The organism is Natronorubrum aibiense, assembly GCF_009392895.1.
Taxonomy (GTDB): Archaea; Halobacteriota; Halobacteria; order Halobacteriales; family Natrialbaceae; genus Natronorubrum; species Natronorubrum aibiense.
Genome location: NZ_CP045491.1, coordinates 104,842 through 123,383, shown reverse-complemented (window position 1 = coordinate 123,383; position 18,542 = coordinate 104,842). Strand labels below are relative to the sequence as shown.

General features: G+C 61.2%; 14 protein-coding genes. 6 read left to right on the top strand and 8 right to left on the bottom strand.

What is annotated here, in order from left to right; all coding sequences use genetic code 11:
• Nucleotides 1-255: 255 nt before the first annotated feature.
• Together GCU68_RS20735 and GCU68_RS20730 are read right to left on the bottom strand one after the other, a co-directional pair.
• Nucleotides 256-924, bottom strand: a complete 669-nt coding sequence (locus GCU68_RS20735) for a cytochrome c biogenesis CcdA family protein (RefSeq protein ID WP_152944548.1) — start codon at nucleotides 922-924, stop codon at nucleotides 256-258.
• The gene (locus GCU68_RS20730; protein WP_152944547.1) at nucleotides 921-1,502 is read right to left on the bottom strand and encodes a TlpA family protein disulfide reductase; all 582 of its coding nucleotides are present in this window, start codon (nucleotides 1,500-1,502) and stop codon (nucleotides 921-923) included. Before GCU68_RS20730 ends, GCU68_RS20735 begins: the two co-directional genes overlap by 4 nt.
• Nucleotides 1,503-1,919: 417 nt before the next feature.
• Here GCU68_RS20730 and GCU68_RS20725 point away from each other — a divergent pair, with 417 nt between their 5' ends.
• On the top strand, nucleotides 1,920-3,065 hold the full coding sequence (locus tag GCU68_RS20725; RefSeq protein WP_152944546.1) for an iron transporter: 1,146 nt from the start codon (nucleotides 1,920-1,922) through the stop codon (nucleotides 3,063-3,065).
• A 1,674-nt stretch (nucleotides 3,066-4,739) separates the two neighbouring features.
• A complete protein-coding gene (locus tag GCU68_RS20715; protein WP_152944544.1) occupies nucleotides 4,740-5,945 on the top strand; it encodes a Cdc6/Cdc18 family protein in 1,206 nt (401 codons plus the stop codon).
• 71 nt (nucleotides 5,946-6,016) lie between these two features.
• On the opposite strand, the gene GCU68_RS20710 is transcribed toward GCU68_RS20715, so the two are convergent.
• The gene (locus GCU68_RS20710; protein WP_152944543.1) at nucleotides 6,017-7,204 is read right to left on the bottom strand and encodes a M24 family metallopeptidase; all 1,188 of its coding nucleotides are present in this window, start codon (nucleotides 7,202-7,204) and stop codon (nucleotides 6,017-6,019) included.
• A gap of 187 nt (nucleotides 7,205-7,391) precedes the next feature.
• On the opposite strand from GCU68_RS20710, the gene GCU68_RS20705 reads away from it, so the two are divergent.
• The 3 genes from GCU68_RS20705 to GCU68_RS20690 all read left to right on the top strand — a co-directional run bounded on the left by GCU68_RS20705 (nucleotide 7,392) and on the right by GCU68_RS20690 (nucleotide 10,717).
• Nucleotides 7,392-9,170 carry an alpha,alpha-trehalose-phosphate synthase (UDP-forming) gene (locus tag GCU68_RS20705; protein WP_152944542.1) on the top strand — a complete coding sequence of 593 codons (1,779 nt, stop codon included), beginning with the start codon at nucleotides 7,392-7,394 and terminating at the stop codon, nucleotides 9,168-9,170.
• Between the two features lie 3 nt (nucleotides 9,171-9,173).
• On the top strand, nucleotides 9,174-10,025 hold the full coding sequence (gene otsB / locus GCU68_RS20700) for a trehalose-phosphatase (RefSeq protein WP_152944541.1): 852 nt from the start codon (nucleotides 9,174-9,176) through the stop codon (nucleotides 10,023-10,025).
• Between the two features lie 338 nt (nucleotides 10,026-10,363).
• The gene (locus GCU68_RS20690; RefSeq protein ID WP_152944539.1) at nucleotides 10,364-10,717 is read left to right on the top strand and encodes a winged helix-turn-helix domain-containing protein; all 354 of its coding nucleotides are present in this window, start codon (nucleotides 10,364-10,366) and stop codon (nucleotides 10,715-10,717) included.
• A gap of 136 nt (nucleotides 10,718-10,853) precedes the next feature.
• Here GCU68_RS20690 and GCU68_RS20685 read toward each other — a convergent pair whose 3' ends face one another.
• From GCU68_RS20685 to GCU68_RS20675, 3 genes are all read right to left on the bottom strand, one after another.
• Nucleotides 10,854-11,117 (bottom strand): hypothetical protein, encoded by a 264-nt coding sequence (locus GCU68_RS20685; protein ID WP_152944538.1) that lies wholly within the window; start codon nucleotides 11,115-11,117, stop codon nucleotides 10,854-10,856.
• Between the two features lie 451 nt (nucleotides 11,118-11,568).
• Nucleotides 11,569-13,599, bottom strand: coding sequence for a bacterio-opsin activator domain-containing protein (locus GCU68_RS20680; RefSeq protein ID WP_152944537.1), 2,031 nt, complete (start codon nucleotides 13,597-13,599; stop codon nucleotides 11,569-11,571).
• A gap of 302 nt (nucleotides 13,600-13,901) precedes the next feature.
• Nucleotides 13,902-14,153: an MTH865 family protein gene (locus GCU68_RS20675; protein ID WP_152944536.1), complete on the bottom strand. Its 252-nt coding sequence runs from the start codon at nucleotides 14,151-14,153 to the stop codon at nucleotides 13,902-13,904.
• 263 nt (nucleotides 14,154-14,416) lie between these two features.
• On the opposite strand from GCU68_RS20675, the gene GCU68_RS20670 reads away from it, so the two are divergent.
• Nucleotides 14,417-14,806: a CopG family transcriptional regulator gene (locus GCU68_RS20670; protein WP_152944535.1), complete on the top strand. Its 390-nt coding sequence runs from the start codon at nucleotides 14,417-14,419 to the stop codon at nucleotides 14,804-14,806.
• A 20-nt stretch (nucleotides 14,807-14,826) separates the two neighbouring features.
• Here GCU68_RS20670 and GCU68_RS20665 read toward each other — a convergent pair whose 3' ends face one another.
• Together GCU68_RS20665 and GCU68_RS20660 are read right to left on the bottom strand one after the other, a co-directional pair.
• Complete coding sequence (locus GCU68_RS20665) at nucleotides 14,827-16,479, bottom strand: cobyric acid synthase (protein WP_152944534.1); 1,653 nt, start codon at nucleotides 16,477-16,479, stop codon at nucleotides 14,827-14,829.
• A gap of 80 nt (nucleotides 16,480-16,559) precedes the next feature.
• Nucleotides 16,560-18,431: a serine hydrolase domain-containing protein gene (locus GCU68_RS20660; protein ID WP_227015154.1), complete on the bottom strand. Its 1,872-nt coding sequence runs from the start codon at nucleotides 18,429-18,431 to the stop codon at nucleotides 16,560-16,562.
• Nucleotides 18,432-18,542: the final 111 nt, after the last annotated feature.

Here is an 18,542-nt window from a genome sequence, read left to right as displayed (position 1 = left end):
CTGAAACCGACCCACTTCGACCGGGGCGGCGTACTGTGAATCGAAACAGTCAGCAGAGGCACTTACCGCCGCAGATAGGAACGAAGCCGCCCGAGCAGCGACGAGTCGTCACTCGAGTTACCGCATTTCGTCACGAGTCCGTCTTCGTTAGGTGAGTCGTCCAGTCGGACGTCGGGTCGTTTCGAGTCCATCAGTGGCAGTACGACAGAGAGCAAAACAAGCGACCGCCTTGTGAACGAAAGCCGGTGTGCAGACTCAGAGAACGTCGAGAATGACGATCGAGAGGTACAGCTGTCCGAGACCAGCGACGATCATGATCGCACCCGCGACTCGCTTGAGCGTCCCGCTGTGTGCTGCCAACCGGCCAGCACTGGCAACGAGGCCCATTCCCGTCGCGACGGTCAGCGAGACCATCAGTAGCACGATGCTGCCGACGTAGGTGCCGATAACGAGCGCTGCCGACAGCGGCGGCATCGAAAGCGCCTGTGCGATCACGGCGACGAACAGCGGCGCAACACAGCCTGCAGCCGCCAGCGCGTAGCCAGCCCCGAAAATCCCAAAGCCGAGCACGCTCGAGCGACGTTTCGGGAGTGTAATCGACAGCGACGGGGCCCGGTCGAACACGATCAAGAGACCGAAGACGACCAGCAGTGCGCCGACGATCGGCTCGAACAGCGTGATGTTCGACAGCGTGGAGTGGCCGATCTGATAGGCTACGACCAGCAACACTCCGAGCGTGACGAGTGCGCCGGTGCCGGCGATCAAGCCGCGGCTTAGCGCACCCGTCAGGGACGCTTCCTCGCCTTCAGTCTGACTGACGTAGAAGCCGACGTACCCCGGCAAGAGCGGATACGCACACGGCGAGAAGAACGTCGCAACGCCCGCACCTAACGCGAACGCGAGCGGCAGCGAGCCGTCGATCATAGTAGCTCGTCACCGTCACCGGCCTCGATCGCCTGTTCGATCCCGCCGACGAGTTCGTCCGCGGTTTTGACCCCGGAGTCGCCCCACTGGACGCGTCCCGAGGCATCGATCGCGACGGCCGAGGGGTAGCCACCCTGGAGATAGTTCGCGGTCAACTCGGCTGTTGGATCAAGCCCAATGGTCCAGTTACCATCGTTCTCCTCCCACCACTCAACGAGATCTGCCTCGGTGAGCGCCCCGTCTTCGCCGACGTCCTCACTGGTGACGGAACAAAACAGGACCTCATCGCCGATACGCTGGTTGGCCTCGGCGAGCGCCGGCATCTGTTCGATACACGGCGCACACCACGTCCCGAAGAAATCGATGAACGTCGGCCGGTCAGGATCGGGAATCAGTACCGACCCAGCCTCGCTTCCCGGCGCCTCGATCGTCTCGATCTCAAGTGGCTCGTAGGTCTCACCTTCGGAACCACCGTCACGAAGCGATTCAGGGGACGGAACGCCGTAGACGGCGACCGCGCCAGCACCGGCGACGACGCCGACACTGCCGACTCCAGCGAGGAAATCTCGTCGGCGCATAGTTTATGCCACCCCGATAGTCGGTTCTGAACTCTCGGCGTCCGGCAAACTGACGTCCAGCGGCGGAAGCGTCGGTCGGTCGGTACCACTCTCGCGGTCGAGACTAGTGAGATAGCTAGCACTACCAGCGATACCGGCGAGCCCAAGCACGTGAAGAGATGTCCGCCGTTCCATACGCGACATCTAGGAGTGATCGATAAAATGTCCGTTGGTTCAGCAACCGAATGAGTGGTGAGATGTCTGATACGTCGCCACCGTGTCTGATACGTCGAGCCGGTTGCCGCCGAACGCTGGCGGTCCGATAGGACTGAGTCGGACCGATCCAGCAGGCACCAACACAAACAGGACAGGTGTTCGGAACGCATTCGATTGCTGAACCAACAGGCGTTTTGGGACTGCCTCCCCAACTCGCTCGTAATGGATCGTCGGGGGTTCCTGCGTGGCACGGTCGTCGCCGGCAGCGTCGGCGTCGCTGGCTGTCTCGAGCGGTTCGGCTTCGAAGAGCAATCAGCCTGGTCGAATCCACCGCTCGTCGAGAACCGGCCGGATGCCGTCTACCTTCCAGCGGGCAGCGAGGAGATGCGGAGCTACGGGCGAGCAACCGACGGCGAGTACGCCGTCGATCTGAGCTACACGATGCCACACCGCTTCTGGCTCGTCGCCGGCGACACCGAACGGGTCGACGTCGAGGCCGACGACAGTATGCACCTCATGGTAACCGTCTGGGACGCCGAGACGGACACCGTCCTTCCGGTGAACGTCAGCCTCGAGTTGCTCCACGACGGCGACTCGGTCGGGGGCCAGTTCTCTCCTTGGCCGATGCTCTCCCAGCGAATGGGGTTTCACTACGGCGATAACATCCACCTTCCAGAAGAAGGATCGTACACGGCCAAAATCCGGGTCGGCCCGCTTGAGGTCGCACACAGCGGGGCCTTCGAAAACCGATTCGAGAGCGCGGCGACGCTCGAGGTCGATTTCGAGTTCGAGCGCTCGGACATCCACGACCTCGAGTACGAACTGGTTGCCGATGATCGCCGTGGCAGTCGCGATGCGCTATCGCTGATGGACCACAGCGAGCACGCGACACACGACGGCAACGGAAACCACGATCACGGCGGAATCGAGACTCCCGAGAGTTTCAACGAACTCGGCCATCCGCCTACGTCGGGTGGGCCACCGGTCGACGCGTTACCCGGCACACTGCTCGGTACCGAGCGGAGCGGCGATGCCGAACTCTCAGCCCTCGTCAGCGATGCTGACCGAATGAGTGAGGACGGTGAGTATCTTATCGTCTGCAGCCGAACGCCGTACAACGACGTCGTCCTCCCGCTTGCGAGACTGAGCACAACGGTCGAGCGAGACGGCTCGGTCGTCCTCGAGGACGAATCGCTGGTCGAGACGCTCGACCACGAGTTCGGCCATCACTACGGCCTCGAGGTTGACTCACTCGAGTCCGGTGACGAGATAGCGATCACCGTCGACGCCCCGCCACAGGTCTCGAGACACGACGGTTACGAGACGGCGTTTTTCGAGTTCGAGACTGTAACGTACGAGTACCACTAGACTCGAAGTTTGGCTCTCGGTTTTCGTGCCCCCACCGAAGCCGAAAGACGCCCCTACCCTGCTGGAACAGACCGAAACGGTCGCGCGGTCGATCGTACGGTTGGTATAACTAACCCAGACAGTGGACTATCCTCGAGAGATGTCTCGATCAGAGCAACCACAGATGCATATCGGCTGTCCGGAGTGTGATGCGGCAGTGACTGCGAACCTTCCACCGGGACCAGGGATTGACGAGGAGAGCGACTCGAATCGACTCCAGGGGACGGAAACAGTGTGTCGAAACTGTGGACACGAAGTCGAGCTCTACTACTACTGAGACGAGGCCTACTACTGATGCGAGGCCGACGCGAACTGTGGGACGGATGGGTTTGGGACCCCGGTTTTCGAACAGATCACGAGGGTTGACCCACACCACGTTTCCGGTGAAATACATCGCGGGAGGACTGTCTTTGGAAAACACGTTCCATACGAGCCACACGAAAGAAGTCGGCCAGCACGACGAGGAACACACCGGGTTTCCGATGAACGTGACAGGCCGACAACGGAATCGTCGACAGCGATTGAAGTGTAACCATCGTCGAACGCTTACTCGCAGGCACACCGGGTTTCCGGTGGAATAGATCATCCGGAAGAACACACCAGATTTCCGGTGAACAAGAAAGGGCAATCGGAACGGGAAGGGGTAATCAATTGAAACCGGACTCGAGCGGGAAGTCGCTGGTGCACGGGGCTATTGTAGTGACAACTGAACCGATTCACATAGATCGAAACGCCATCGCGTAATCAGGTTCGCGCGATCAAGTATGGAGTGACGTTCAGTGGTTACGAGGATGCGCGCGCACACCACGTTTCCGGTGAAACGGGAAAACACTGGGTGGGGAAGACTGGTGGAACGTGTCAGTACAGTCGCCAGACACACACACCGGGTTTCCGGTGAAACACCTCGAGGAGGGTAGGGAGGGGCAGCGCTTGAAGAAGACGAATCGAACAACGAGAAAGAGTGAACGTCAAGGAATACCTACGGATACCCAAAATAACTGGTTAAATTAGTATAAAATACATTCTCTCGCGGAAGTACTGGACAGAACTTCTCAAATACCATTCCGTGAATAAGCCTTCGATTGACAGCAGATTCCTCCTAGCGAAGACTATCTACAGCTACCAGATAGATATGTATAAGTCACTCCAAGATCAAAAGTCCATTAAGTCCTAAAAAGAAATAGGATATTGACGTAAGTCAATACCGGAGATTTCACCGGAAATCGCTCTCGAGATCCCTTTCGACAAGGTGTAGAAAACGATGCATCTTTTTTGATTTTTTCTTCCTGTGAAATAGTCCGTTTCGGACCGATCGGACGACTACATCTCTTTCACTGAAACTACCGAATTTCCTTAAGAGATCATCTCTTACTCCGTTATTCCATAATTGTGATGAGCTGCACACCGAGTTTCCGGTGAACACAAACCCCCGTTTCCACTGGAACCCGTTCCCTCCATTTTCCCGTTTCACCGGAAACGTGGTGTGTGTGTGCTCCATCGATCCCGTCGTTCATCGTTTTCTCACCCATCCTCTCGAGAGCGTCTCTCTCCCGCAAATAACTCACTCTCAGCGGTTCGCAGGCTGTGAGTCCAAACAGTAAAGATATTTCACCGGAAACGTGGTGTCTACCATCTATGTCGAGTTCCGGCGACGACCTCTTCACCCGTGATGATCCCATCTTCGAGAATAAAGAGCTGCTTGAGATCAACCACCTCCCGGAAGAGGGTCGAATCGTCGGTCGAGACGACGAGATCGCAGATCTCGCGAACGCAGTTAATCCAGCGATCTTCGGGCAGAGCCCGAGCAATCTCCTCATCTATGGGAAAACCGGCACTGGAAAATCCCTCTGTGCCAAACACATCTCCGAACGGCTCGTCCGTGTCGCGAAAGAAGAAGGCGTTACGGCCGAGTTCGCGTACGTCGACTGTGCTCAGGACAGCACGGAGACGCAAGCCGTCCAGACGATCGCCCATTCGTTGAACGATTCGGCTGTCACCGATATCAAGATCCCCGACAAGGGACTCAGCACATCGACGTACTACAAACGCCTCTGGACGGTGCTTGATACCCAGTACGAGGTCGTGCTCATCATTTTGGACGAAGTCGACAAACTCGACGACGACGACATTCTTATGCAACTGTCGCGTGCGGGCGAAGCCGGAAAACTCGAGTCGTGTAAGATCGGTGTGATCGGGATCAGCAACAAGATCAAGTACAAAGATCGGATGGACGAGCGCGTCAAATCCAGTCTCTGCGAACGCGAGTTCGTCTTCCCGCCGTACGACGCTAACCAACTTCGAGAGATCATGCAGGCCCGAAGCGACGCGTTCAAAGACGGGGTCCTCGATTCGTCGGTGATTCCGCGGGCGGCGGCGCTGGCCGCTCGAGAACACGGCGACGCTCGGAAGGCGATCGACATCCTTCGGTACGCAGGCGAAATCGCACAGTCGACCGGAAACGAAGTCGTCCGAGAGGAGTACGTCGTGCAGGCGCGCGAACGGGCCGAAACCGATCGGTTTCGGGAACTCATCCGAGGCTCGACGCCGCACTCGCGATACGTCTTACAGGCGCTTGCGGTGCTCGCACTCAACAGCGCGGACGAAGACGGGTTCCGGACGACTCGTATTTATGACGTCTACGAGGAGATCTGTCGCCAGGAAGGCTCCGACACGCTCTCGTTGCGCCGCGTTCGGGATCTACTGAAAGAACACGCCTTCCTCGATATCATCGAGCAGTCCCGCCAGAGCGGCGGAAGCGCGGAGGGTAGCTACACGGAACACCAGTTGCTCGAGGACCCGGATGTCGTCCGAAAGGTGCTCGTCGAGACGGACGAGACGTAACGGGGCTTCCAAGTCACGCTGCGAACTGGTTCGAGGTTTCACCGGAAACTCGGTGTCCTCGGCGTGGCTCACTACTCGAGTTCGGCGCCAGTGGCCCAGCCACGCGGCGAGTCGTTGAGTCGGTCGGCGCCGTCGTCAGTGACGACGACGAGGTCTTCGATTCTGACCCCGAATTTTCCTCCGAGATAGATACCGGGCTCGACGCTAAACACCATCCCTGGCTCGAGTTTGCGGTCGTTTCCATCGACGATGTAGGGCGGTTCGTGGACCTCGAGGCCGACGCCGTGACCGGTTCGGTGGACGAAGGTATTGCCGTAGCCGGCGTCCTCGATGACCGACCGCGCCGCGCGGTCGATGCTGCCGGCGGTGACGCCGGGTTCGATGGCATCGATAGCGGCTTGCTGTGCGTTCGTTACAGTTTCGTGTACCCGTTCGTACTCGGCCGGCGGCTCGCCGACGACCATCGTTCGCGTCTGATCGCCGGGATACCGTCCCGTTGCGCCTCCGAGATCCACCCCGACGAACGCGCCGAAATCCAGCACGATCGGGTCACCGGACTCGATCGTTCGGTCGCTGCTGTGGTGGTGTGGCCGCGCGCCGTTCGGTCCTGACGCCACGATCGTCGAAAACGCCGGTTCGCCGCCGCCATGGGTCGCGAGGAGCCGTTCTATCTCGCTTGCCAGTTGCGCTTCGCTCACACCGATAAGATCCTCTCCGCGCGAGCGAATCTCGAGCGAGACGCGATCGGCGATCGCCCCCGCTCGTCGGAGCGCGTCGAGTTCGGGGTCGTCCTTTCGGAGACGCAACTCCGCGAGGACGGTGCTTGCGAGTCCGAACGTCGCGTTCGGCACACACGCTCGCAGATCCTGTGAGAACGTCTCCCAGAGCCGATCGTCGAGAAGGATCTCGGTCGTCTCGTCTGCTGTCGATTGCCCGTCGCGGTCGCTTCGGCTGAGCAGTTCCTCGAGGACACTATCGACGAGTTCGACGGGATTGTCGTCGTCGGCCCATAGTCGGCACTCGAGTGGCGGATCCTCGAGCGGCAGCGCTGTGAGCTGTTGATCGTACATCGTCGGTGCGACGACGACTGGGGCACCGGTCCGGGGGACGAACAACAGCAGGTGGCGTTCGGACGGCGTCTCGTCGAAGCCGGTGAGATAGGTCAGATTCGGACTCGGAAAGCAGACCAGAAGCGCCACGTCGGCGCGTTCGAGTCGCCGCTGGCAGTTTCGAATCCGGGTCTCGAACGGCGTGTTCATACCGTCGATTCGGACGACCGAGGAAAGAACGTTTGGTCCAGCCCGCCTCTCGTCCGAGTGTAACGATCGTCTGAGTGTCACGAGTTCGAAACAATCTCCCGATTTCGGCCAGTATCGGGCGCTATTAGATGTCCTTGCGGATGCAGGCCGCGAATCAACCCGGGACGAGGCTGTCCAATAGCAGCGAATGCGAATTCCCGACGAGCGATTGTCGTTGACGTCTCCGAGCAATCGACCGGTACGAACCGATGGCGATGGTCGGAAGACAGCCGAGTCACGCGCTGACGGTCCGACCTGTCCGAACTCCCTGATCGTCGTTTCGAACCGGCAACCATACCGACACGAATACGACGACGAGACGTCGGCCGATGACGACCCGTCGACGGCCCCCTCGGGTATCGAGACGCGAGCCGACGAGGCGATTTCCGAATCGACCGAGGCGACCCACGACCGTGCGATCACGGTCGACGAACCGACTGGCGGATTGACCGCCGGACTCGATCCAGTGCTCCAGCAGTCTGCAGGAACCTGGATCGCCTGGGGTGACGGGGATGCCGACTTCGACGTCGCCGACGAGCGCGACTGCGTAGCCGTCCCGCCGGACGACCCGTCCTATACGCTCCAGCGTATCGATCTCTCCGACGAGGCCGTCGACTCCTACTACTACGGGTTCAGCAACCGCGTTCTCTGGCCGTTGTGTCACGGGTTCACGGATCTCGTCGACCACCAGTCGAACGATTTCGAGTGGTACCGAACGGTCAACGAGCGCTTCGCCGAAGCAGTACGCGAACACGCGACAGCCGATTCGGTCGTTTGGCTCCAGGACTATCACTTCGCCCTCGCCTCGCAGATGATCCGAGACGACGTCCCGCCGTCGACGACCGTCGCCCAGTTCTGGCATATCCCGTGGCCGACGTCGGCGACGTTTCGACACTGCCCTGCCGGCGGACACGTTCTCAAGGGACTGCTCGGGAACGATATGCTCGGCTTTCACATCAGTCGATACGCCGAGCGCTTTCTCGACTGTGTCCACCGGTTTCTCCCCGCTGCCGACGTCGACTGGACACGGCAGACGGTCTCTTACGATGGAAACGTGACCCGCGTCGTCGCGACACCGATGGGTGTCGACGCCGAGTCGTACGATCGGGATGCGCGGTCGATTTCTGCCTCGCAGCTCTCGTCGCTGTTCGACCGCTACGATATCGACCGCGAGAACGTCATTGGGCTCGGCGTCGACCGACTCGATTACACGAAGGGCATTCCCGAACGGCTGGCTGCGATCGAACGGTTTCTCGAGCGAAACCCGACCTGGCACGGCGAGTTTACGTTCATCCAGACGGCTACGCCTTCCCGAACCGATATTCGGGCGTACGAACGACACGGCGACCTCGTTCGAAGCGAAGTCAAACGGATCAATCAGCGATTCGGTACGCGAGCGTGGTCTCCGATCGTCTACACCGAAGACTACCTCTCGGGAGCGGAGCTCTGTGCGCTGTACCGGCGGGCGGACCTGATGGTCGTCAGCCCGCTGACCGACGGGATGAATCTGGTCGCTCAGGAGTACGTTGCAGCGAGCGTCGATGGCGACGGCTCGTTGGTGTTGAGCCGTGAGACTGGGGCACACGAGACGCTCGGTTCCCACGCGCTGACGATCGACCCGACCGATATCGACGACTTCGCCCGCCAACTCGAGCGGGCCGTCTCGATACCACCCCACGAACGCAAGCGCCGGATGAACACCCTTCGAACCCGCGTCTTCGACGGCGACCTCGAGTGGTGGATGAAAACCCAGTTCGACTGGATGCGCTCCGTTCGAACCGAGCGACGTCGTACTGGTGTGACTCGAGCGTCGGAGTCTGAACGGGAGTCGGACGCCGCCGAGCAGGAAACGGGCCGCGACGCCACCGACTCTGACTCGCGGTCGGATTCGACGTTCGATCCGTACGAACGACCGTCGTCAGTGTAGCCAATGTCGTCGATGACTGCACCCCACCCGATCGACGATCAGTGGGACCGATTCCGTTCGACGCTTGCGGACGCGTCACAGCTCCTGCTCTGTCTGGATTTCGACGGGACGCTCGCCCCGATCGTCGAGGAACCGGACGAGGCGTCGCCGACGCCGGAAAACGAGGCTGCGCTGGCGTCGCTCGTGTCGGCGTCCGCCGTCTCGACGGCGATCGTCAGCGGCCGCGCGCTGGCCGACGTTCGCGACCGCATCGACGGGCCGAAGACGTACGCCGGCAACCACGGCCTCGAACTGTCCCGACACGGGTTGGTTGCCGTCCACCCGGTCGCTCGCAAACGGACGTCGCGACTCGAGGCGGTGTGTACGGCGCTCGAGACGGTTCTCGAGCCGGTGCCGAACTGTCGGATCGAGAACAAGCGATTGACGGGGACGGTCCACGTTAGATCCGTCCCGCGCCGTCTTCGACCGGTCGTCCGACGGCACACGCACGCGGTCGTCGACCGATTCGGCAACGACGCCCTCGAAGTCTCGACCGGCAAACGCATCTTCGAAATCGGACCGTCGATTCCCTGGGGTAAGGGGAACGCGGTCGCGTTGATCGCGGCTGATCTGCCGTCCGAGACGGTGCCGATCTACATCGGCGATGACGTCACCGACGAATCGGCGTTCCGAATCGTCGAGCCCGACGGGATCGGCATCCGGGTCGGCGGCGACGAACCGTCCGCCGCTTCCTGTCGAGTCGAGTCACCCACAGAAGTAGCAACCGTGTTAGACTGGCTCGGATCGGTCGGTGTCGACTTGCTCGAGTCCGACACCTCCGAACTGAGTTCGGTGGACACTTCGTCGTTCGAGTGACGCCTCGAGATCGAGGCTCCGAAACGGCTCAGTTACTGGAACCGGCCGCCAGGGTCGACTGCTGGAATCAGCCGCTATAGTAACAACTGGAACGGTTTACACACCGATCGCACAGCCGTCGTTCGATCGGGTGTGCACTGACTTCCAGTGGCTACTATAGGGTCGACCGGGAACTGATCGGCCGGCCGGCTCGAGACCGGCTGGGTGTGCCAGTATTGCTGGCTCGATCCGGTCTGAGACACGTAGTTTCAGTGACTGGTATGGCATAAAACACAACCAATGAAGTCGAAAGTATTAGTTACCACTGGAAATATAGTGTTCCATGAGAGTGAACGATAGTGAAACTCCGCCAGCCAACTGATTTCCTGATTCTCGAAGAACTCGAGGACAAGGGGCGAAACGTCGCAACGAACCTCGCTGCACACACCGGCAAGAGTCGCAAGAACATCAACACTCGACTTCCCGTGCTCGAAGATTACGGACTCGTTCGAAAGATCGGACCGGCGGAACGATCCGGACTGTACGAGCTCACGTCGATGGGGCAGGCGGCGCTCGTCTACCGCGATCAGTACGACGACGTCGACGATTTCGAAGCGCTTATCGAAGGACCGAATGCGGACGAATTCGAGCAGGGCGGCGATACGCAGGCCAGTTTCGTCCGCGGAGAGGACGAGTCTGACGACGACGAGTAACCGCTTTTCTTGTCGCTAGCCGATACTGTCCAGCCGCCGCGGATCGGATTCTTCGGATACCGTCGCGCAGACGCTGCTGAACGCTTGTGGGGACACTCCCGCTTCCGATTGTGGAGATCTCGTCGCGGCCGTCTGTCTACTCCGGAAGCGGTCCTCGCGTATCGACGACTCGAGCACCACGCTCGTCGATGCGGAGCTCTGCCCATTCGGGGAGGTCATCGGTTGGTGTCAACAGCAGCAACTGCCCATCGCTCGTCTCGACCAGATGTCGATCCAGATCTCGCTGTCGAATACACAGCGACCATCGGTCCGTCCGGAGTCGTCTCGTTAGTTGCCAATCTGTGTAGTAGCGGCCGTCTGACCCCTCGTAGAGCGCGTCGACGGGAAGGTCCGCTCTCACGGCTGCGTCCCCTCCCACCGAGTGCCGACACCCATCGCCCACGCGGTCACCATCTGCATTCCACTCGGACGGTGTCGATTGTTCTGTATCGACGTTTGGGTTCACATAGTGGACAGTTATTATCTCGTGAGTGTCTACTTTGAGGATATATCCGTTTCTGTCAAACTGGTCGTCCTACGTCGGGTTTCGGCTCCGATCGCTCGCCACCGTCTTCCTGTTCCTGACCGTCGATCGGTCTCGTGGCCACGACAATCGGCGTCTCGCCTCCGATCTGATAACTACTTGCCATTGAGTACTGTTATGAGCCTCGAGTCCGTATCAGTACCCGCCTTCGCGTTTCCGAAGGCCGTCGGTGTGGGCAACGCCATTCGAAACACAACCACCTACCGCATCTCTCACACCGCACCCGTTACTCGGAGACGTCGACTCGCGGCGGGACGGTTGCGTCTGACTACAGCTGCCCTGTTTCCTCGTCCGTCTCGAAGAACTCGCCGAGAACCGTTTTGAGTCCTTTCCGCAGATGTTGGTGCATCGTCGGCGGTGAGACGTCCATCGCGTCGGCGATCTCCTCACCCGTACTCTCGCGTGGCCAGTCGAAGAAGCCGCCGTAGTACGCGAGTCGCAGCGTCGTTAGCTGTCGATCGGTGAGTTGATCGAGAATCCGATCGCAGCGTTCAGCTGCCGTTCGTACCGGCCGATCGACTTCTCGACGAGCGACGAGTTCGGCATCCTCGTAGATGACAGCCAGCGTATCCGCAATCTCTCGGATGTCCGCATCCTGTGACACCTCGATCAGGCAGGTCCCGCTGCCATCCTCGACGGTGATATCCTTGATCGTCGCACCGTGATTTGCAAGCGCTTGGACGCCCGACTCCGACAGGCGCAACTCGACCGTACACCCGTCTCCTCCGTCGTGGATCCGTCGACACTCCTCGACCGATTCGTAGGCGGTTGCCGCCTCGAGCACGGTCTCGCAGTCGACCCCGTCGATCGTGACGTACTGGACGGCGTATCCGTTGGCGGTCGTCCCGGCCCACTCGAGCGAGCACGTGCAGTCATACGTCGTCGAGAGTTCGAACGGGACAGTGTCACCGTTCTCGATCCAGAACTCGAGTTCGATAACCGTATCGGCAAACAGCAGTTGCCGGTTTTTGACGGCCATGATGGTGAAGCCGATCGTCTCGCCGAGCAGTTCGAATCCCGCTCGCTCTCCTTCGCTGAACGCCTCCTCCCGGTCCGAAAGAACGATTAACGCGCCGTAGACCGAGTCGTTGTGGCTGATCGGGACGGCGATCGCGGAGCCAACCCCGTCTTCGAACGCGGCGTCTCGAAGTCGGTCGGGAACCGAGTCGCTCTCCGCAATCGCCGTTTGTGTCTGGACCTCACCCGTCTGGACGGCACGACGTGCCAGCCATCCCTGATCGATGTCTGGGTCGGTGACACACTCGAGATACGTTTCGGCACTGCCAGCGCCGGTTCGGTACGCGAGCGTCCCCTCACCCGTTCGTTCGGCGATCCAGGTGCCACAGTAGAGCTCCGAGTCGACGAGTTGGGCACAGACTTCGTGTTCGATCGCGTCTCTCGAATGGGCTTCGACCAGCGTTTCGATCACTTGGCTGACGACCGCGTTGATCCTGTTGAGCGTCTCGAGTTGGTTCTGTCGCGAGCGCAGTCTGCGCTCGCGTCTGGCCCGTTCGGTGATATCCCGTGCGAGCCAGACGACGGCGCGTCGGTCCTCGATCGCTTCGTCGATCGGGACGACCCGTCCCTCGTATCGTCTTCGGCCGTCGGTCGCCTCGACAGTGTACTCGATCGACTGGATGTCACCGGTCGCCAGCGTTTCGTCGATGCAGCCTTCCAACTTCGTCGCGGTCTCGTCCGGATACACGTCTCTGAGCCGATGCCCGGTCAACTCGTCGGCCGAGACCGAGTAGCGGTCGGCCGTGCCCGGGCGGACCTTCGATTTGAGGTAGGTCCCATCGTCGGCGATGACGAACGCCTCGTCGGGCAGTTCGTTCGCGAGGATGTGGTGGTACTTTCGATCCGTCCGTTCGGTCGCCCCGTCGACAGGGAGATTCGCGGTGATCGTCTCGGCGATCCGTTCGACGGCCTCCGAATCGCGGTCGGCGGTAACGTAGTCGTCTGCGTTTCCCCGTAGCGCAGCGACTGCGAGGGCTTCGCTCCCGGACGGGGGCGCCACGACCGTCGATATCGCCGGAAACGCCGTGTCGACGTGCTCGAGAACCGCGGTCGTTTGGTCTGGACACTCGAGTTCGATAACGAGGCCGACGGGCTGTGTGGGTGCTCGTTCGGTCTCGGTTTCGGTCGTCGGTTCGAAATCGGAGCCGACCATGACCTCAACGGTCTCCGGTGGAACCGATCGAACGTCGAGCGACGTCGCCTCCCGGAGTCGTCTCTCGAGGTCGCTCGAGTCGGTCGTCGTCACGTGGAGGATCGATCCAGGGCGGTTCTCATCAGGCATGGAATAATCCAAACTGGCGTGGTTGCCAATCGTAATTAGTCGGCTGCGTCTCTCGAAACCAACACAATGACGGACCAAAAGACTACTGATCAATCGATTCGGCCGTCACGGTTGCTCCATCGACGGGAGTCTATCGCAGCGTCCGATCGCACTGCACGAACTGTTTAGAAGGTGTGAAATGTTTACACTGTGTAGAATGTGTACACTGTGTGGCGGTAGCTTGCGATCGGTGGTACGTCGGAACGAAGCAGTGCGGCGATCGGGTTGTCGACGGTCAGTCTGTCCGCGGGTGGCGAACCGGACTACAGCTCGCCCTGCTCTTTGAGGTCTGCGATGATGTCGTCGACGAACGTCTCGGGATCGTCGTACGGGAAGTCACCACCGGAGGTTTTCGTGTTCAGTTCCATTGCCGTCACCGAGAAGTCGCCGGACTCGAACTTCGTTCCGGGGCCGTTCGGCAGCGCCGGCACGAGGTCCATCGGACTCGAGATCGGATAGTCGGCTCCTTCGAACGCGTCGATCATCTGCTCGCGGAGTTCGTCTTCGTTTACCATTGCGCGCTCTACTTGCGCACGATAAATAATAAATTTGCAGGTAGTTGCTACAATCTGGTTCGTTCCGTCACGACGACGATAAAACGCGTTGGAGGCCTTCTACAGCGTATTCAGGCGTTCATGCGGCGAGAGCCTGTGAAGTCAGTAAGTGCCGCCGTGTCTAGCAACGAGTTCCGGATTCCGTCGGAATCGGCCGACGAACACGTATTAGGAATGACAACTCTTCGAAACAATAATGTACTCGCAGCAAGCAGTATGACGATATGGCGAAAGATACCGTCAGATATCCCGACGAGGTCGTCGAAGAGATCGATACCCTCGTCGACGACGGTATGTTCGAGAGCAAATCCGAGTTCTACCGCTTCTCCGCGGAGTATGTCCTCACGCTGATCAACGGCGATCACGACGTGAAGACGTTCAACTTCGAGGAGATCAAATCCGAACTCGACATTACCGAGGAAGACCACGCCAAAGCCCTAGGTGCCGACGGTGGAACCTTCTTTCTCGACGCCGTGATCACGGTCCGGAAACACGGCCTTCGCGGGGATTTCGAATCCGCAGAACGGTTCATCGACACCCACTACGATCCGACCGACCAGGAGTGTATCATCCTCGAGGAACTGCTCGGAACCTATCGACAACAGCCCGCGTAGCCGTCTCGTGTGACTGCGCGCTATCGATTACTCTGTTCGCCGTTCGATTCGAACGGACCGCCAAGCGCCTCGAGGTCGACGTGTTCGCGGACCAGTGTCGCGGCGCGGTCGTACGGCGTCGTGCCAGCGCTCGTTGTGTCGGACTCGTCGTCAGATTTCACCTCACATTCGGCCCCGCGCCCGAGCGGCCAGTTCACACCCGCGTCCGCAGCGACGGCCTCGAGAAACGCCGTTCGAACCGATTCGTTGTCGAACAGCCCGTGCAGATACGTCCCCAAAAGTCGTCCCTGAGCCGCGCTCGATTCACCTAGTGGTCGGCAGACGGTCTCGAGCGCTTGCGTTCGCCCGGCGTGGATTTCGTAGCCCGAGGCGGGGCCGTCTGCGCCCGCGAGCAACGGCGACGCCGATCCATCGACTGATACCGTCGTTTGTTCGACGTGCTTCGAGCCTTCGAACCGCGTCTCGACGGGTAACAGTCCCAGTCCGTCGACGCTGTCGTCCCCGCCGGTTCCCTCGAGGGAAGCGTTCGTGATCCGCTCGCCTAGTAGCTGGTAGCCGCCACAGATGCCGACGATTGGCCCGTCGAACGCGGCGAGTGCGTCGCCGAAGTTGGCCTCGTGGAGCGCGAGCAGGTCGTCGACGGTGTTTTTCGTTCCCGGTAACACGACTGCGTCCGCGTCGACGGCCTTGAGCGGATCGTCCGCCGAGGCTCCGTCGTCGCTCGTCGGGTCGGCTTCGATGGGTACGAAGACGACCGAGACGCCCGGCTCGCCAGCCAGCGCCTCGAGGTCTGTCGCGTTCGAGATGCGAGGGAGCCGCGGGACGGCGACCGTGATCCGCTGGTCGTCGGGAACGCCGTCGTCGTCGCCTACTACGCCGCGTTCGCTCGTCGACGGCAGCCCAACGCTGTCCTCCTCGGGGAGGCCGGGGTCGTCGTATGGAAGCACGCCAAGGATGGGAACGCCGGTCTTCGATTCGATTTTCTCGATTCCGGGCTCGAGCAGCGTCGGATCGCCCCGGAATTTGGTGATGATCGCCCCTGCAATGCGCTCTCGCAGCGCGTCGGGCAGCAGTTCGATCGTCCCGTAGAGACTGGCGAAGGCCCCGCCGCGCTCGATGTCGACCAGCAGGAGGATGTCGGCGTCGGCGAACCGGGCAGTCTCGACGTTCGCCAGATCGCGGTCGTGCAGGTTGATCTCGGCGATGCTGCCGGCACCCTCGGCGATAACGATGTCGTGCTCGGCTGCGAGTCGTCGGTAGGACGCCTCGGCTGCGGCGCGTGCCTCGTCCCAGTACTCATCGTAGTACGCGCCCGCGGGAACGTGCTCGCGGGCTCGACCCTGGACGACGAGTTGGCTCTCGCCGTCGCCGCGGGGTTTGAGTAACACCGGATTGCAGTCGGTCGTCGGAGTCAACCGTGCCGCTCGCGCCTGCACGAACTGGGAGACGCCGATCTCGCCCCACTGGTCGGTGCTCGAGCCGTCCGCGTGGCCGCTGCTGTCGTCCGCGATAGCCTCGGGCTGGACGACGACGCGGGCGTTGTTACTCATGTTCTGTGCTTTAAATGGGGCGACCGAGTGGCCTCGATCGGCGAGTTCTCGACAGAGGCCGGCCGCGACCGTCGACTTGCCGACGTGGCTCGCAGTTCCGGCGATCAGGATCGTCCGCGTCATTCGCTCGAGACGTCACCCGCGAGTGCTTTCGGCGTATCGGTTCGACCGCGCGACACGCGGCGATAAGGTACCGCGAGAGGCTACGGCTGGTACCATAGCAGGTTCCAGTAGGCGAGCACCCAGCAGAGGACGGCGCCGGCGACGGCGACGGTCGTGTAGTGAAGCCGTGCTGGCAGTCCCCACTGCCGGTCGTACCACACCCAAGCGGTCAGTCCGACCGTCAAGACCGTACCGATCGCCCCGAGCAGCGACACGGCGAGCAGCAGGCGGAATCGGAGCGGATCGCCGAGTAGGAGCCAGGTGGGATCGATCGCGAGGATGGCCGCGAACGCGACGGCGAAGGCGAGAAACGCCACGCTGGTCGCACCCGCAACCCAGCGAGCATACCGGAGCGGCGAGTTGAGTCCTTCGAGCGAGGACGTCGTTCCCCGATACCGTCGCCAGCCCGCAGCCAGCGGCCAGCCGACCGCCGCAGTCAGCAAGACCAGCAGCGAGACCGCGAGCAGACCGAGTTGGACGCCCGGCGATTCGCGTCTCGAGAGTCGCTCGAACGCCGTGACTGGCGTGCTGTCGAGAAAGAGGTGCGTGATCTCGCCGTCGTCATCGCGGAACGCGAGTCGGTCCGCGCCGTCGACGTCCTCGAACAGGAGCGGTTCGACTTCGACCCACTGCGTCGCCTCTCCGCCGAGTGGTTCGGTGACGAGTCGCCCCTCACCGTCGACCGAGACGGTGATTGTCGAGGGAAACCCGGTGAACTTCTCGGAAGTCGTGTACGGGATCCGGTTCGAGCGATACGTGCCGGTGATCGTGTCCGCACGCTCGGGCGATCCGTTCGGCGTGGGCGTCTCTGCCTCCGACTGCGGGACGTACCGATCGAAGAACGCGTCGACGAACTCTGGTCTCGCCTTGAGGCCGCCGACGCTGTTGTAGGAGACGAACACGCCCACATCGTGGTCGGGAACCAGAAACAGGAGGCTGTGAAAGAGTTCAGTGTCGCCGCCGTGGCCGAGCACACGGACGCCGTTTCTGCTCATTTCGTAGAAGCCGAAGGCGATCCCGTTGAGTCGCTCGTCGTGGCCGAATCGTCGACGGTGCATCTCGTCGACCGTCTCCGACTCGAGAATCTGCCCGTCGTCGACCGAACCGTCTTGGAGGAACGCCCGCACAAACGACGCCATGTCGGTTGCCGTGGCGCTCATCGCGCCCGCCGGCGGAATGCCGACGTACTCGAACTCGCCCTCGATTGGGTCGTTACCACCGATCTTGTACCCTTTCGAGAGGTCGCCCGCGAACGTCTCGGAAACCGGCTGGGCGAACGTGCTTCGTTCCATCGAGAGCGGCTCGAAGATCCCGTCCTCAGCGACCGTCTCGAACGACGAACCAGCGGTCTCGGCGACCAACTGGCCGGCGAGCGCCGAGCCGTAGTTCGAGTAGGCCGCGAACTCCCCCGGCGGCCGCACCCGTGACGGCTGTTCCGTCTGAAGCATCTCCTCGAGCGGCTGTAGCTCCGACTCGTTGCGAACGAACGTGCCTCGAACGCGTTCCTCGAAGCCGGGGGTGTGCGTCGCGAGGTGCTCGAGCGTGATCGGCTCGTCGTACGTCTCGGGGAGCTCGACTGCCTTGAGCGTCGCGCCGACGTCTTCGTCGATCGCGAGCGCGCCTCGCTCGACTGCCTGCATGGCGACAGTCCAGGTGAACAGCTTCGACACCGACCCGGTCCGAAAGAGCGTTTCCGCTGCATCGACCGGCGTTTCCGCCTCGAGATCGGCGTAGCCGTACCCCTTCGCGAACTCGTCGTCGCCGTCGACGACGGCGACCGTCGCGCCAGCAATGTCGTAGGTCTCGAGGTGTGTTTCCATTACGCCGTCGAGAAACGCCTCGAACGCATCGGAGTCTGCAAGCGGCCGGGTCGCTTCGTCTGTCGGCTCCGTGCCTTCCTGTGCGTTCGCCACTCGAGGGACAACTGCTGCCGCACCTGTGGCTCCGATGCCTGCGAGTACCGATCGCCGTGTTACGGTACCGTCTCGACTCACGGGCTCACGTACTGGCGGAGACGAGTGTCG

What these genes read in the sequence shown, in the direction of transcription:
- GCU68_RS20735 (WP_152944548.1), bottom strand. Translation starts at nt 924, where the DNA reads ATGATCGACGGCTCGCTGCCGCTCGCGTTCGCGTTAGGTGCGGGCGTT.
- GCU68_RS20730 (WP_152944547.1), bottom strand. Translation starts at nt 1,502, where the DNA reads ATGCGCCGACGAGATTTCCTCGCTGGAGTCGGCAGTGTCGGCGTCGTC.
- GCU68_RS20725 (WP_152944546.1), top strand. Translation starts at nt 1,920, where the DNA reads ATGGATCGTCGGGGGTTCCTGCGTGGCACGGTCGTCGCCGGCAGCGTC.
- GCU68_RS20715 (WP_152944544.1), top strand. Translation starts at nt 4,740, where the DNA reads ATGTCGAGTTCCGGCGACGACCTCTTCACCCGTGATGATCCCATCTTC.
- GCU68_RS20710 (WP_152944543.1), bottom strand. Translation starts at nt 7,204, where the DNA reads ATGAACACGCCGTTCGAGACCCGGATTCGAAACTGCCAGCGGCGACTC.
- GCU68_RS20705 (WP_152944542.1), top strand. Translation starts at nt 7,392, where the DNA reads ATGCGAATTCCCGACGAGCGATTGTCGTTGACGTCTCCGAGCAATCGA.
- otsB (WP_152944541.1), top strand. Translation starts at nt 9,174, where the DNA reads ATGTCGTCGATGACTGCACCCCACCCGATCGACGATCAGTGGGACCGA.
- GCU68_RS20680 (WP_152944537.1), bottom strand. Translation starts at nt 13,599, where the DNA reads ATGCCTGATGAGAACCGCCCTGGATCGATCCTCCACGTGACGACGACC.
- GCU68_RS20675 (WP_152944536.1), bottom strand. Translation starts at nt 14,153, where the DNA reads ATGGTAAACGAAGACGAACTCCGCGAGCAGATGATCGACGCGTTCGAA.
- GCU68_RS20670 (WP_152944535.1), top strand. Translation starts at nt 14,417, where the DNA reads ATGGCGAAAGATACCGTCAGATATCCCGACGAGGTCGTCGAAGAGATC.
- GCU68_RS20665 (WP_152944534.1), bottom strand. Translation starts at nt 16,479, where the DNA reads ATGACGCGGACGATCCTGATCGCCGGAACTGCGAGCCACGTCGGCAAG.